The sequence below is a fragment of the Salmonella sp. SA15303 genome (genome assembly GCF_029962125.1).
Classification (GTDB): domain Bacteria; phylum Pseudomonadota; class Gammaproteobacteria; order Enterobacterales; family Enterobacteriaceae; genus Salmonella; species Salmonella enterica.
In genome coordinates, this window is sequence record NZ_CP123924.1 from 2,177,501 (window position 1) to 2,192,987 (window position 15,487).

The following is a 15,487-nucleotide window of genomic DNA, read 5'->3' on the forward strand; positions in this document are numbered from 1 at the left end:
ATTTGTATTTTTTTAGTGGTTTTTTACGTAGTTTTACGGCGTAGACGATTTTTTTCTTTCAAGGTCAGTAAAACAAGCATCTTGTTTTAACAGTGTTTAAATAACAAAAAGTTAATTTCCGTAAAAAGCAAAAATCCTCCTCGACTGGCGTAATAACGCATTGTTTACCACACTTAATGTTTTCCCTGAAGACGGAGGCGCTGATGCCGTATAAAGCCAAAAGTGATTTACCCGATAATGTGCGGAATGTTCTTCCAGCCCATGCCCAGGACATTTACAAAGAAGCGTTTAATAGCGCCTGGGAGCAATATAAAGATAAAGCCGATCGTCGTGATGACGCCAGCCGCGAGGAAACCGCACACAAAGTCGCCTGGGCGGCGGTTAAAAACGATTATGAAAAAGGCGAGGATGATAAATGGCATAAGAAAAAATAAACGCGGTATTACTCGCGTGTTAGCCTGATTTTCTTGCCGGAAGTCTATCCTGACGCGGGAGCTTTTCCCGCGTACAGATTCAAAATGTCAGCACTTTGTCCGCTGCCAGCGTCCATTGCGCCAGCTCGACCAGCGTTCCGATTTCCACACCGTCAATCAGCGGCAGGGGAGTGATACCACGTCCGTCCGCACAGGTTTTGCATAATTTTACCGGTACGTTTTGCGCGGTCAGAATTTCCAGCATTTGCTGAATATTGTAGCCTTCGGCTGGTTTTTGACCGCGTAACCCTGCGGTTACGGCATCTGACATCAAAAACAGGCGTAAATCGAGATGGCTTTCCTGCTCGCGCAGCGCAATGGCCAGACGCAGGCTATTAAATAATGATTCGCTGCCGTAGGCGGCGCCGTTAGCGATAATGACGATATTTTGCATGGATAACCCTTCTCCTTGAGAAATTTTGTCGGCAATGGCGTTATGTTACCTCGGGAACCGGGTACCGCCAAATGCGTGGATAAAATCCCGGGACGCTCTGCGGAAAAAATAAGGATATTCCTGGAAGCACGAGAAAAGGCTGCAAAACCTGTCCGGACACGTTATGGTTTACTCTGATGTCATTCCTCTTATCTTTTGTTGTAGAAGTTGCCGACACGTTGAGCCGTATTGTTTTTCGTTCATTCTCACTCTCGCTTCTCTTGCTGGCTGCCAGCGGTACGATCCGTGCGCAGGCGCAAGATCCTTTCACGCAAAACCGTCTGCCGGATTTAGGCATGATGCCGGAATCCCACGAAGGGGAAAAGCATTTTGCCGAGATGGCCAAAGCGTTTGGCGAAGCCAGCATGAAAAATAACGATCTGGATACTGGTGAACAGGCGCGGCAATTCGCTTTCGGACAGGTACGCGATGTGGTCAGCGAGCAGGTTAACCAGCAGCTTGAAAGCTGGCTATCAGCCTGGGGCAGCGCCAGCGTGGATATTAACGTCGATAACGAAGGTCATTTTAACGGCAGTCGCGGAAGCTGGTTTATCCCTTTACAGGATAAACAGCGCTATCTGACCTGGAGCCAGCTTGGTCTTACGCAACAGACTGACGGACTGGTAAGCAACATTGGCGTAGGACAGCGCTGGGCGCAGGATGGCTGGCTTCTTGGCTATAATACCTTTTACGATAATCTGCTGGATGAAAATCTACAGCGCGCCGGCTTTGGCGCGGAGGCGTGGGGAGAATATTTGCGTTTATCCGCCAACTATTATCAGCCTTTTGCCGACTGGCAGACGCATACGGCGACCTTAGAACAGCGAATGGCGCGCGGATATGATATCAACGCGCAAATGCGCCTGCCGTTTTACCAGCATATCAATACCAGCGTTAGTCTGGAGCAGTACTTTGGCGATAGCGTGGATCTGTTTGACTCCGGAACGGGGTATCACAATCCTGTCGCGTTAAAACTGGGTCTCAACTATACGCCAGTACCTTTGCTTACCATGACCGCCCAGCACAAACAGGGCGAGAGCGGGGTCAGTCAAAATAACCTGGGGCTGACGCTTAACTACCGCTTCGGCGTGCCGCTCAAAAAGCAGCTTGCCGCCAGTGAAGTGGCGCAAAGCCAGTCATTACGCGGTAGCCGCTATGATACGCCGCAACGTAACTCGCTGCCGACAATGGAGTATCGGCAGCGTAAAACGTTAACGGTTTTTCTGGCGACGCCGCCCTGGGATCTTACGCCTGGTGAGACGGTTGCGTTAAAATTGCAGGTGCGCAGCGTGCACGGTATTCGTCATTTGAGCTGGCAGGGCGATACACAGGCATTAAGTTTGACGGCAGGAACGGACACCCGCAGTACCGAGGGCTGGACAATCATTATGCCGGCCTGGGATCACCGCGAAGGCGCGGCAAATCGCTGGCGTTTATCGGTGGTGGTTGAGGATGAAAAAGGTCAGCGTGTCTCTTCCAATGAGATCACGCTCGCGCTGACTGAACCGTTTATCACGATGCCGGACGATAATCCGCATTGGCAACCGTTCCAGGAGCAATAATTAAAAGATGCGTTCCTGATGTACCCAGACGGCGGCCTCCACGCGCGATTTCAGCTTCATTTTCTTGAGCATATGTTTCACGTGCACTTTGACCGTACTTTCGGTGATATCCAGACGCCGGGCAATCATCTTATTCGGCAATCCCTGCGCGATGAGCTTCAGAATATCGCGCTCACGCGGGGTGAGTTGCGTTACATCGCGATCGGTGGTGGCGCGGTTGGCCCGCAGGCTGGCCGCCAGTACCGGCGTTAACGCTTCACTTAATACCATTTCGCCGGCGGCGGCCTGTTGTAACGCTTTGAGCAAGTCCTCCGGCTCCATGTCTTTCAACAGATAACCGTCCGCGCCGCGCTTTAGCGCCGTGACGACATCTTCTTCATGGTTGGATACGCTGAAAACGACAATACGTCCTGACAGCGCTTTTTCGCGTAATTTATCCAGCGTTTCGAGACCATTCATTCCCGGCATATTCAAATCAAGGAGGATCAGATCGGGATCGAGCGATTCCGCCAGGTCAATACCCTGCTCACCGTTGCTGGCTTCTCCGACCACGCTGATATCGGGCGCCATACTCACAAGCTGCTTTACACCCGTGCGTAGCATCGGATGGTCATCGATTAACAGGATGGTTGCCGGTTCCTGATTATTCATGGGTATCTCCCTGGGTTTCTGTGAAGTTTGTTTCTGGAATAAAAGTAACAGTGACCTCTGTTCCGCCAGTCTCGCGTCGGCGTACCTGGCAATCGCCGCGCAAACTTTGCGCCCGATCGCGCATGATGATCATGCCGTAGTGATTACTGCGTTCGGCGTTTTCCGGGACGCCGCAGCCATTATCCTGCACTTTTAGTTTGACCTGTTTGCCACATTGCGTCACTGTCACCACCACATCGTCGGCATGAGAGTGTTTAAGGGCGTTGCTGAGGGCTTCCCTGGCAATTTGCAACAGGTGTATCGCCTGGTGTGAAGGCACCAGGCGGGGGGGAAGCTGATAATCCAGTTTTACCGTAAAGCCAAACCGGGCGCTGAACTCCTGGCAGCTTGCCTCCAGCGCCGGACGTAGCCCGGGTTCCGTCAACTGTAACCGGAAAGTGGTTAACAGTTCGCGCAGTTGCGCCCAGGAGCAGTTTAGCTCATTGCGAATTTGGCTGAGTAACTCACGGCTGCTTTCCGGTAACACGTCGCCCTGCATTTGCAGGCAGCTCACCTGCATCTTCATACAAGAGAGCGACTGGGCAATAGAATCATGCAGTTCGCGGGCAATGGTGGCACGCTCTTCCATGACAATCAACTGCTGCTGGCGCTCCTGATGCCTGTCGAGCGCCAGAGTCGCGGTAAGCTGTTCAACCAGCGTGTCCACCAACTGTTGTTGATCGTGGCTGAGATGGCGTCCATAGGGCAGCGTCGCCAGCAAAATACCGTATTGGGTGTGAGAGTCGGTGAGCCGCCATTTTAAGGTGGTGCCGCCGTTAATCATCGGCAGGGCGCTACGTGGGCAAAGGTGGCAGCCTTTATCATCGCAACTGATGTCCGACTGACAGGTAAATTCCTGGTGATTATCTTCATCTTCCAGGTCATAGACCCGCAGCTCAATATCATGCAACTGGGTTAAATTTTGCAGGCCATTCAGTACCGGTGAAAGACGCTCACATAGCGGAGCCTGTGAATGCAGTCGGCGGTTGGCTTGCCACAAAAACGAGAGAATCTGGTTTTTATGTTCCAGACCGGCTGTTTTTTCCTGTACGCGCTGTTCCAGTACCGCATAACTTTCGGCCAGTTCTTCAGACATATTATTGAGCGCAGAACCCAACGCGGCCATCTCATTGCGTCCACTGATATTGGCACGTTGGGTAAAGTCGCGCTGACTGACGGCGCGCGCCATTGATAACAACTGTTTCCAGGGCTGCAAAAGGCGAACACGTAGCCAGATAATCGTAAATACCAGCAATAGCGCCATAAAGATCGCCATTACCCGGTGAACTAATACCACGCGTTCGATACGCAATTCAGTCGTATGGTCGAACGACGTCACCAGGCGATCCAGGCCCGCCACAAAGCGCGTGACATCTTCTGCGACCGCGTGCGCGTTTTGCGCGTGCTGTAGCCCTGGCGAGAGTTCGTTATGCCAGTAATCCTGCAACGCTTTAAGCTGCTTCTGCTGCCCGTCTCGCTCAGCGGCGCGGGTCAGTTCAGGGCTGAATGCCGTTTGCTCCATCTCATCCAGCAGCTTTTGATCTTTAGCATCCAGCGGGACAGCTGCCAGTAGTCGATAGCTTTGCATACGCAATGAGCCCGCTTTATTAATCGCATGAGCGCTACCCTGCACACCCTGAACCAGCCAGCCGGAAACCGCCATCCCCGCCACGCCGATAGCGGTAGAGAGCATGACAATCAGCGCCAGTTGGTTAACCAGCGTAAGAGGAGAGAAACACCGTTTAAACATGTTACCTTCTTTCTTCGGGGTAATGTCGCCGAAAAAACGTAGCAAAAAAGAGGGGCGTCAATCGGCTGTGCCGCTATTCTCAACGATACAGCGGAGTATACCCATACCTATAACGAGTTACTCCTTAATTGCCGCTGTAGAGAGGTATCTGCGACGGGAAGGAGTAGACAGACACAGCATGGTGAAAAACCACAGCTTTTTTACCAAAATAGCCTACTCATTAAGGGTAATAACTATTTTTAGTCGCCGGTGATGACGACTTTTCCTTTGATTTATATCAACTTACCTTCGGCAGTAAACCCTAATGTGGCAGACATCAAATCAAGAATCAGAGGTGTCTATGAGTCACTTATCCGCCCCGGAAAGGGCAACTGGCGCTGTTATCACGGAATGGCGTCCGGAAGATCCGGCATTCTGGCAGCAGCGCGGCCATCGTGTCGCCAGCCGTAATTTGTGGATTTCTGTGCCGTGTTTACTGCTGGCGTTTTGCGTCTGGATGCTATTCAGCGCAGTGGCGGTGAACCTGCCGAAAGTGGGATTTAATTTTACGACCGATCAGCTCTTTATGTTGACTGCGCTGCCATCTGTTTCCGGCGCGCTGCTACGGGTGCCTTACTCCTTTATGGTGCCGCTATTTGGCGGACGTCGCTGGACAGCGTTCAGTACCGGTATCCTCATCGTGCCCTGCGTATGGTTAGGCTTTGCCGTTCAGGATACCAGTACGCCATTTAGCACCTTCATTATTATTTCCTTGCTGTGTGGTTTTGCCGGCGCGAACTTTGCCTCCAGTATGGCGAACATCAGCTTTTTCTTTCCTAAACAAAAGCAGGGCGGCGCGCTGGGTCTGAACGGTGGTCTGGGCAATATGGGCGTGAGCGTGATGCAACTGGTTGCGCCGCTGGTGGTTTCGCTCTCTATCTTTGCCGCCTTTGGCAGCCACGGTGTAGAGCAGCCGGACGGTTCTCAGCTCTATCTGGCGAACGCGGCCTGGATTTGGGTGCCTTTCCTGGCCATTTTTACGCTGGCGGCGTGGTTCGGCATGAACGAACTGGCGACGTCTAAGGCCTCGCTAAAAGAGCAACTGCCGGTGCTCAAACGTGGTCATCTGTGGATCATGAGTCTGCTGTATCTGGCGACCTTCGGATCGTTTATCGGTTTCTCCGCGGGGTTCGCGATGCTGTCTAAAACGCAATTCCCGGATGTGCAGATCCTGCATTATGCGTTTTTCGGTCCGTTGATCGGCGCGCTGGCGCGTTCGGCAGGCGGCGCAATTTCTGACCGTCTGGGGGGGACTCGCGTCACGCTTATCAACTTTGTCCTGATGGCGATTTTCAGCGGTCTGCTGTTCCTGACATTACCTACTGGCGGCGTTGGCGGTAGCTTTATCGCGTTCTACGGGGTATTTCTGGCGCTGTTCCTGACGGCTGGGTTGGGGAGTGGTTCTACCTTCCAGATGATCTCCGTTATCTTCCGTAAACTGACAATGGACCGGGTAAAAGCGGAAGGCGGGTCGGAAGAAAGAGCCATGCGTGAAGCGGCAACTGATACGGCGGCGGCGCTGGGCTTTATTTCCGCGATTGGCGCGATTGGCGGCTTTTTTATTCCGAAAGCGTTTGGTTCATCTTTAGCATTAACCGGTTCTCCAGTCGGCGCGATGAAAGTCTTTCTTATTTTCTATATCGCCTGCGTCGTTATTACCTGGGCGGTATATGGACGTCATTCTAAAAATAAAAAGTAACTTTTGATTATCCTTTGCGCGGCGTTAGACCGCGCTTTTTTTTATCTGTATTTAGTTACAACATACTTATAATCAAGAAGAGAGACGCGGCAGGGCTAACCACGCACATCTTTATCGGTCATCCAGGGGGATACCCCTTAATACCCACTTGTTGAAAATTTAACATTCATGTCGTGCGTAAATTTAATTTTATGTAATTAAATCAGTAATATATATAAATAAAACTCCTCCTCCCAAAGGAGTATGCAGGAGGTTTGCGCGCCATTTGCATCCCTGTCCGCCTTGATCGTTATCAATTCTCACGCCCATTCAGCGCGTTACCTTCGCCCTTAGTTAAGCAATGTCGATTTATCAGAGAGCCGTAAGGTTCCACACAGGAGAAACCCGATGAGTAAATTCCTGGACCGGTTTCGCTACTTCAAGCAGAAGGGCGAAACCTTTGCCGATGGGCACGGCCAGCTTCTCGAAACAAACCGGGACTGGGAGGACGGATACCGCCAACGTTGGCAGCATGACAAAATTGTGCGCTCAACCCATGGGGTGAACTGCACCGGTTCTTGTAGCTGGAAAATTTATGTCAAAAATGGTCTGGTGACCTGGGAAACACAGCAAACCGATTACCCGCGCACCCGTCCTGACATGCCAAACCATGAACCTCGCGGCTGCCCGCGCGGGGCAAGCTACTCCTGGTATCTCTACAGCGCTAACCGACTGAAATATCCGCTAATGCGCAAACGTCTGATGAAGATGTGGCGCGAGGCGAAAAAACTGCATCGCGATCCGGTAGAGGCATGGGCCTCCATCATTGAAGATGCCGATAAAGCCAAAAGCTTCAAACAGGCGCGTGGTCGTGGCGGCTTTGTTCGCTCCTCATGGCAGGAAGTGAACGAGCTGATCGCCGCCTCCAACGTGTACACCGTGAAAACCTATGGCCCTGACCGCGTCGCGGGCTTCTCACCCATCCCGGCGATGTCGATGGTTTCCTACGCTTCCGGCGCACGTTATCTTTCGCTGATTGGCGGTACCTGCCTGAGCTTCTACGACTGGTACTGCGACCTGCCGCCAGCCTCCCCGCAAACCTGGGGCGAGCAGACCGACGTGCCGGAATCCGCTGACTGGTACAACTCCAGCTATATTATCGCCTGGGGCTCTAACGTGCCGCAAACCCGTACGCCGGACGCCCACTTCTTTACCGAAGTACGTTACAAAGGCACTAAAACCGTCGCGGTGACGCCGGACTATGCTGAAATCGCCAAACTGTGCGATCTGTGGCTGGCGCCGAAGCAGGGGACCGATGCGGCGATGGCGCTGGCGATGGGCCACGTCATGCTGCGCGAGTTCCACCTCGACAACCCGCGCCAGTACTTCACCGATTATGTCCGTCGCTATACCGACATGCCAATGCTGGTGATGCTTGAAGAGCGTGATGGTTATTATGCCGCAGGTCGTATGCTGCGCGCTGCCGATCTCGTTGATTCGCTGGGGCAGGAAAATAACCCGGAATGGAAAACCGTCGCTATCAACAGCAACGGTGAAATGGTAGCGCCAAACGGTTCAATTGGTTTCCGCTGGGGCGAAAAAGGCAAATGGAACCTCGAACAGCGCGACGGGACTACCGGTGCAGAAACTGAATTGCAGCTCAGCTTGCTGGGCAGCCAGGATGAGATTGCTGACGTGGGCTTCCCGTATTTCGGCGGCGAGGGTTCAGAGTACTTTAATCATGTGGCGCTGGATAACGTCCTGCTGCATAAACTGCCGGCAAAACGTCTGCAACTGGCCGATGGTTCTTCAGCGTTAGTCACCACCGTGTATGACCTGACCATGGCGAACTATGGTCTGGAACGCGGCCTGAACGATGAAAATTGTGCCGCCAGTTATGATGATACCAAAGCGTATACGCCAGCATGGGCCGAGCAGATCACCGGCGTGCCGCGGGCGCAGATCATCCGTATCGCACGGGAGTTCGCCGATAACGCGGACAAAACGCACGGGCGTTCAATGATTATCGTTGGCGCCGGTCTGAACCACTGGTATCACCTCGATATGAACTATCGCGGGCTGATCAATATGTTGGTGTTCTGTGGTTGCGTTGGTCAGAGCGGCGGCGGCTGGGCGCACTACGTCGGCCAGGAAAAACTGCGTCCGCAGACCGGCTGGCAGCCGCTGGCGTTTGCCCTTGACTGGCAGCGTCCGGCGCGTCACATGAATAGCACCTCTTACTTCTATAACCACTCCAGCCAGTGGCGCTACGAGACGGTGACCGCCGAGGAATTACTGTCGCCGATGGCGGACAAATCCCGCTATAGCGGCCATCTGATTGACTTCAATGTGCGCGCCGAACGTATGGGCTGGTTGCCGTCGGCGCCGCAGTTAGGCACTAACCCGCTGTATATTGCGCGTGAAGCGGAAAAAGCCGGTATGACGCCGGTAGACTATACCGTCAAATCCCTGAAAGAGGGTTCGATTCGCTTTGCCGCCGAGCAGCCGGAAAACGGTAAAAACCACCCGCGTAACCTGTTCATCTGGCGTTCTAACCTGCTTGGGTCTTCCGGTAAAGGCCATGAGTACATGCTGAAGTATCTGCTGGGTACTGAGCATGGTATTCAGGGGCTGGATCTGGGTAAACAGGGCGGTGTGAAGCCGGAAGAAGTGGAGTGGCGTGACAATGGTCTGGACGGCAAACTGGATCTGGTGGTGACGCTGGACTTCCGCCTGTCGAGCACCTGCCTGTACTCCGATATCGTACTGCCGACCGCCACCTGGTATGAAAAAGACGATATGAATACCTCGGATATGCATCCGTTTATTCATCCGCTGTCTGCCGCCGTAGATCCGGCCTGGGAATCGAAAAGCGACTGGGAAATCTACAAAGGCATTGCGAAGAAATTCTCCGAAGTCTGTGTAGGCCACCTGGGTAAAGAGACTGACGTCGTGACGCTGCCGATCCAGCACGATTCTGCCGCTGAACTGGCGCAGCCGCTGGACGTGAAAGACTGGAAAAAAGGCGAATGCGATCTGATTCCAGGGAAAACCGCGCCGCACATCATGACCGTTGAGCGCGATTACCCGGCGACTTACGAACGCTTTACCTCTATCGGCCCGCTGATGGAGAAAATCGGCAACGGCGGGAAAGGGATTGCCTGGAACACGCAGAGCGAAATGGACTTGCTGCGTAAGCTTAATTACACCAAAGCGGACGGTCCGGCGAAAGGCCAGCCGATGCTCAACACGGCGATTGACGCGGCAGAGATGATCCTGACGTTAGCGCCGGAAACCAACGGTCAGGTGGCGGTGAAAGCCTGGGCGGCGCTGAGCGAGTTTACCGGTCGCGACCATACGCATCTGGCAACCAATAAAGAAGAAGAGAAAATCCGCTTCCGCGATATTCAGGCCCAGCCGCGCAAAATTATCTCCAGCCCGACCTGGTCTGGTCTGGAAGATGAGCACGTTTCTTATAACGCCGGTTATACCAACGTTCACGAGCTGATCCCATGGCGTACGCTGTCTGGTCGCCAACAGTTGTATCAGGATCACCAGTGGATGCGCGACTTCGGCGAAAGTTTGCTGGTGTATCGCCCACCGATCGACACCCGCTCGGTGAAAGCGGTGATGGGGCGTAAATCCAACGGTAATCCGGAGAAGGCGCTCAACTTCCTGACGCCGCACCAGAAATGGGGTATCCACTCGACCTACAGCGATAATCTGTTGATGCTGACCTTGTCGCGTGGCGGCCCGATTGTATGGATGAGCGAAACCGACGCCAAAGATCTGGGCATTGAAGATAACGACTGGATCGAAGTCTTCAACAGCAACGGCGCATTGACCGCACGCGCAGTGGTCAGCCAGCGTGTACCGGCGGGCATGACCATGATGTACCACGCGCAGGAACGTATCGTAAACCTGCCGGGGTCGGAAATTACCCAGCAGCGCGGCGGTATTCATAACTCGGTGACGCGCATTACGCCGAAACCGACCCATATGATCGGCGGCTATGCGCAGTTAGCCTACGGCTTTAACTACTACGGTACCGTCGGCTCCAACCGCGATGAGTTTGTGGTGGTACGTAAGATGAAGAACATTAACTGGTTGGATGGCGAAGGCAATGACCAGGTACAGGAGAGCGTAAAATGAAAATTCGTTCACAAGTCGGCATGGTGCTGAATCTCGATAAGTGCATCGGCTGTCATACCTGTTCAGTCACCTGTAAAAACGTCTGGACCAGTCGCGAAGGTATGGAATACGCCTGGTTCAACAACGTAGAAAGTAAGCCTGGCGTTGGTTTTCCGAATGACTGGGAAAATCAGGAAAAATGGAAAGGCGGCTGGATCCGCAAAATTAACGGCAAGCTACAGCCGCGCATGGGCAACCGGGCGCTGCTGCTGGGTAAAATCTTCGCTAACCCGCATCTGCCGGGCATCGACGACTACTACGAGCCGTTTGATTACGACTACCAGAACCTGCATACCGCGCCGGAAAGCAAACATCAGCCGATCGCGCGTCCGCGCTCGCTGATTACCGGCCAGCGGATGGACAAAATTACCAGCGGGCCAAACTGGGAAGAGATTCTGGGCGGCGAGTTCGAAAAACGCGCTAAAGACCAGAACTTTGAAAACATGCAGAAGGCGATGTACGGCCAGTTCGAAAACACCTTCATGATGTACCTGCCGCGCCTGTGCGAGCACTGTCTCAACCCGGCGTGCGTGGCGACCTGCCCGAGCGGTGCTATCTACAAGCGTGAAGAAGATGGCATCGTGCTGATCGACCAGGACAAGTGCCGCGGCTGGCGGATGTGCATCACCGGCTGCCCGTACAAGAAGATTTACTTCAACTGGAAGAGCGGCAAGTCCGAGAAGTGCATCTTCTGCTACCCGCGTATCGAAGCTGGTCAGCCGACTGTTTGCTCGGAAACCTGCGTGGGTCGTATCCGTTATCTTGGCGTACTGCTGTATGACGCCGATGCCATTGAAAGCGCCGCCAGTACGGAAAACGAAAAAGATCTGTACCAGCGTCAACTGGACGTGTTCCTCGATCCAAACGATCCGGCTGTCATTGAGCAGGCGCTGAAGGACGGCGTGCCGCAGAGCGTGATCGATGCGGCGCAGCAATCGCCAGTGTACAAAATGGCGATTGACTGGAAGCTGGCGCTGCCGCTGCATCCGGAATACCGCACGCTACCGATGGTCTGGTACGTACCGCCTTTGTCACCGATTCAGTCTGCCGCCGATGCGGGCGAACTTGGCAGCAACGGTATTCTGCCGGATGTAGACAGTCTGCGTATCCCGGTGCAGTACCTGGCGAACCTGTTGACTGCTGGCGACACCCAGCCGGTACTGTTGGCGCTGAAACGGATGCTGGCGATGCGTCACTACAAACGTGCGGAAACCGTAGACGGTAAAGTGGATACCCGCGCGCTGGAAGAGGTGGGTTTAAGCGAAGCCCAGGCGCAGGAAATGTATCGTTACCTGGCAATTGCTAATTATGAAGATCGCTTTGTGGTGCCGAGCAGCCATCGTGAACTGGCGCGTGACGCATTCCCGGAGAAAAGCGGTTGTGGCTTTACCTTCGGCGATGGTTGCCACGGGTCTGATACCAAATTCAATCTGTTCAACAGCCGCCGCATCGACGCTGTTGATGTGACCAGCAAAACGGAGCCGCACGCATGATTGAACTCGTCATTGTTTCGCGTCTGCTCGAGTACCCGGATGCTGCCCTGTGGCAGCATCAGCAGGAGTTGTTCGATGCGCTCGCGTCATCTGAGAACCTGGATAAAGAGGATGCCCAGACTCTGGGCGTTTTCCTGCGCGATTTAACCGCGCAGGACCTGCTGGATGTACAGGCCGCTTATAGCGAACTGTTTGACCGTGGTCGCGCCACATCGCTGCTGCTGTTTGAACATGTACACGGGGAATCCCGCGATCGCGGTCAGGCGATGGTTGACCTGATGGCACAGTATGAGCAGCACGGTTTGCAGCTCGACAGTCGCGAACTTCCCGATCATCTGCCGCTGTATCTGGAATACCTTGCGCAATTGCCGAAAAGCGAAGCGTTAGGGGGTTTACAGGATATCGCGCCGATTCTGGCGCTGCTCAGCGCACGTTTGCAACAGCGTGACAGCCGTTATGCGGTGCTGTTCGATCTGCTGTTAAAACTGGCGAATACCGTTATCGACAGCGATAAAGTGGCTGAAAAAATTGCGAATGAAGCACGTGATGATACCCCGCAGGCGTTGGATGCGGTCTGGGAAGAAGAGCAGGTGAAATTCTTCGCCGATCAAGGGTGTGGCGAGTCGGAAATCTCCGCTCACCAGCGTCGTTTTGCCGGGGCCGTGGCGCCGCAATATCTGAATATCACCACCGGAGGACAGCACTAATGCACTTCCTGAATATGTTCTTCTTTGATATCTACCCGTACATTGCCGGATCGGTATTTCTGATCGGTAGTTGGTTACGTTACGACTACGGCCAGTACACCTGGCGGGCGGCTTCCAGTCAGATGCTGGATCGCAAAGGAATGAACCTGGCGTCAAACCTGTTCCACATTGGGATTCTGGGTATTTTCGCCGGTCACTTCCTGGGCATGTTAACGCCGCACTGGATGTATGAAGCTTTTCTGCCGGTCGACGTGAAGCAGAAGATGGCGATGATTGCCGGCGGCGCCTGCGGCGTGCTGACGCTGGTTGGCGGTATTTTACTGCTCAAGCGTCGTCTGTTTAGCCCACGTGTCCGCGCCACCACTACCGGCGCAGATATTTTGATTCTCTCGCTGCTGGTGATTCAGTGCGCGCTGGGCCTGCTGACCATTCCGTTCTCCGCCCAGCATATGGACGGGAGTGAAATGATGAAGCTGGTCGGGTGGGCGCAGTCAGTTGTGACCTTCCACGGTGGCGCATCCGCACATCTGGATGGTGTAGCCTTTATCTTCCGTATGCACCTGGTACTGGGGATGACGCTGTTCCTGTTGTTCCCATTCTCGCGCCTGGTGCATATCTGGAGCGTGCCGGTCGAGTATCTGACCCGCAAATACCAGATTGTTCGTGCACGTCACTGATTTTCTCTCGATGCCCTAAACTCCGCTTCGGCGGAGTTTTTTTATGGCTGTTTGCCGGAGTGCGGCATAAATGCCTTATCGACCGCCGCCTTGTTTCGTTTACAGCGGGTCTGCCATGTCTGGCATCTGAATCCGTACTCTTTGTTTTTGGGTTTATTCAGCATCTGTGCGAGTTTTTTGTAAGCAGAAAAATGATGATGCAGCATATAATCACGCCATAAACGACAATAAGGATAGTTGTATGCGTTTTTCATCAATTTTCAAAATAATAATATTAAATATATTTATTTCAAAAATGGCTCACGCTGCTGTCTGCGAGGAGCGCTATCCCGCCGACTCAGAAGAATGCCAGTACGTTCAGGAATTAGAGCAAAAAGCGGAACAAGGAGATGAAAGCGCGCAGTTCTCGCTTGGAAGCTGGTATGCGGAGGGGCGATACGTTAAGCCTGATTATAAACTAGCCATAAAATGGCTGGAGAAAGCGGGTAAACAAGGTTCTGATTTTTCCTATTTCATCCTTGGCTATCATTACAACTATGGTGAAAATTTTCCACTTAGTCGACAAAAAGCGCTGGAGTGGTATCGCAAGGCGGCAGAGCTAGGGGATAGTAGTACGCAAGAAATCCTCGGTGACGCCTATATGTATGGCGATGGGTTTCCCCAAAATACCCAGCTAGCGCTGGAGTGGTATCGAAAAGCCGCCTCTCCAACCAATGATGCGGGCGTTGTCCGCGGACAGGGTTCAGCTTCGTCAGCACAATTTAAGCTTGGAGTAATGTACGCCCACGGTCAGGGCGTTCCTCAGGATTATCAGCAAACGGCGATCTTGATGCGTAAAGCGGCGGAAAATATGTACTACCCCGCGCAACTTTATCTCGGCGTTGCCTATTTTTATGGTGAAGGCGTGCCTCAGGATTATCGTCAGGCAGTTTACTGGCTTAATGAAGGTATACCAGGCAGCTATACGCCAGGCCACATTCCGCTGAATGCGCTCTATGATAAAGCGCATCCCGCTGACCGGGTTCACTCTCAGACGTGGTATCGAAAAACAGCGCAACGCGTGATGGCAAAGGTACAGTACAATTTTGGCGTATGGTATTACAACGGTTATCACTTATTGAAAGATCACAACCTGGCGCTGGAGTGGTATCGCAGAGCCGCAGCGCAAGGATTGGCCGAGGCGCAGGATGCGATCGGCGTGATGTTTATGCAGGGTGAGGGCGTTTCTCAGGACTACCAACAGGCGCTGGCGTGGTATCGCAAAGCCGCTCGCCAGGGGCTGCCTGCTGCGCAAACGCATCTGGGCATCATGTCTGCATTTGGTCGCGGCGTCGCGCAAAGCGACAGACAGGCTATCGCATGGTATCGAAAAGCAGCAAAACAGGATTTTGCGAAAGCGCAATATCAGCTTGGCGTAGCATATAGCACGGGAAGAGGCGTGCCTGAAAATAGCCGGAATGCGCTGAAGTGGTACCTCAAAGCGGCAGAGCAGGGGTTTACTCCGGCACAATCAGCGCTTGGGGAAATTTATGCTCATGGGCGCCAGGGTGTGCCTAAAGATAATAAGCAGGCCTATATTTGGTATTACATGGCAAGTATGTATACGGAAAAATCTAAGGATGATTGTTCAGCGCTCATTGCCGAAAGAAACCGACTCAAGGGAACGCTCACCCCAGATCAACTTAGCGAGACATATGCCGCCTTTAATCTCATCTGGCGAAAAATTGATCAGTCAAAGGAGGCGAAAAAGATTGCCAGGAAGAAGTATTGATAAGATAACCAATAAGCCATGGC

At 53.2% G+C, this 15,487-nt stretch carries 11 protein-coding genes; 8 read left to right on the plus strand and 3 right to left on the minus strand.

The genetic code is table 11. From position 1 onward, the window contains the following. Positions 1–203 precede the first annotated feature (203 nt). Entirely contained in the window at positions 204–434 is a 231-nt protein-coding gene (gene chaB, locus QEN31_RS10650; RefSeq protein ID WP_001146392.1) for a putative cation transport regulator ChaB, read from the plus strand. Positions 435–513: 79 nt separating this feature from the next. On the opposite strand, the gene QEN31_RS10655 is transcribed toward chaB, so the two are convergent. Beyond that, positions 514–867: a DsrE/DsrF/TusD sulfur relay family protein gene (locus QEN31_RS10655; RefSeq protein ID WP_001179794.1), complete on the minus strand. Its 354-nt coding sequence runs from the start codon at positions 865–867 to the stop codon at positions 514–516. Positions 868–1,043: 176 nt separating this feature from the next. Between QEN31_RS10655 and QEN31_RS10660 the strand changes: the two genes are divergently transcribed. After that, entirely contained in the window at positions 1,044–2,468 is a 1,425-nt protein-coding gene (locus QEN31_RS10660; RefSeq protein ID WP_000008985.1) for a YchO/YchP family invasin, read from the plus strand. On the opposite strand, the gene narL is transcribed toward QEN31_RS10660, so the two are convergent. Next, positions 2,469–3,119, minus strand: coding sequence for a two-component system response regulator NarL (narL, locus tag QEN31_RS10665; RefSeq protein ID WP_001064598.1), 651 nt, complete (start codon positions 3,117–3,119; stop codon positions 2,469–2,471). Further along, the gene (narX, locus tag QEN31_RS10670) at positions 3,112–4,908 is read right to left on the minus strand and encodes a nitrate/nitrite two-component system sensor histidine kinase NarX (protein WP_000476244.1); all 1,797 of its coding nucleotides are present in this window, start codon (positions 4,906–4,908) and stop codon (positions 3,112–3,114) included. The genes narL and narX overlap by 8 nt, the downstream gene beginning before the upstream one ends. Before the next feature lie 340 nt (positions 4,909–5,248). On the opposite strand from narX, the gene QEN31_RS10675 reads away from it, so the two are divergent. The 6 genes from QEN31_RS10675 (at position 5,249) to QEN31_RS10700 (ending at position 15,464) form a co-directional block, all read left to right on the plus strand. Continuing rightward, complete coding sequence (locus QEN31_RS10675) at positions 5,249–6,646, plus strand: NarK family nitrate/nitrite MFS transporter (RefSeq protein WP_099949661.1); 1,398 nt, start codon at positions 5,249–5,251, stop codon at positions 6,644–6,646. A 387-nt stretch (positions 6,647–7,033) separates the two neighbouring features. Then, complete coding sequence (locus QEN31_RS10680; RefSeq protein WP_000032881.1) at positions 7,034–10,777, plus strand: nitrate reductase subunit alpha; 3,744 nt, start codon at positions 7,034–7,036, stop codon at positions 10,775–10,777. Next, positions 10,774–12,309 carry a nitrate reductase subunit beta gene (gene narH, locus QEN31_RS10685; RefSeq protein ID WP_000702625.1) on the plus strand — a complete coding sequence of 512 codons (1,536 nt, stop codon included), beginning with the start codon at positions 10,774–10,776 and terminating at the stop codon, positions 12,307–12,309. Before QEN31_RS10680 ends, narH begins: the two co-directional genes overlap by 4 nt. Continuing rightward, a complete protein-coding gene (gene narJ / locus QEN31_RS10690; protein WP_000571667.1) occupies positions 12,306–13,016 on the plus strand; it encodes a nitrate reductase molybdenum cofactor assembly chaperone in 711 nt (236 codons plus the stop codon). Before narH ends, narJ begins: the two co-directional genes overlap by 4 nt. Continuing rightward, on the plus strand, positions 13,016–13,693 hold the full coding sequence (gene narI / locus QEN31_RS10695; RefSeq protein WP_000545594.1) for a respiratory nitrate reductase subunit gamma: 678 nt from the start codon (positions 13,016–13,018) through the stop codon (positions 13,691–13,693). Before narJ ends, narI begins: the two co-directional genes overlap by 1 nt. A gap of 241 nt (positions 13,694–13,934) precedes the next feature. Further along, positions 13,935–15,464, plus strand: coding sequence for a tetratricopeptide repeat protein (locus QEN31_RS10700; RefSeq protein ID WP_001212712.1), 1,530 nt, complete (start codon positions 13,935–13,937; stop codon positions 15,462–15,464). Positions 15,465–15,487 lie beyond the last annotated feature (23 nt).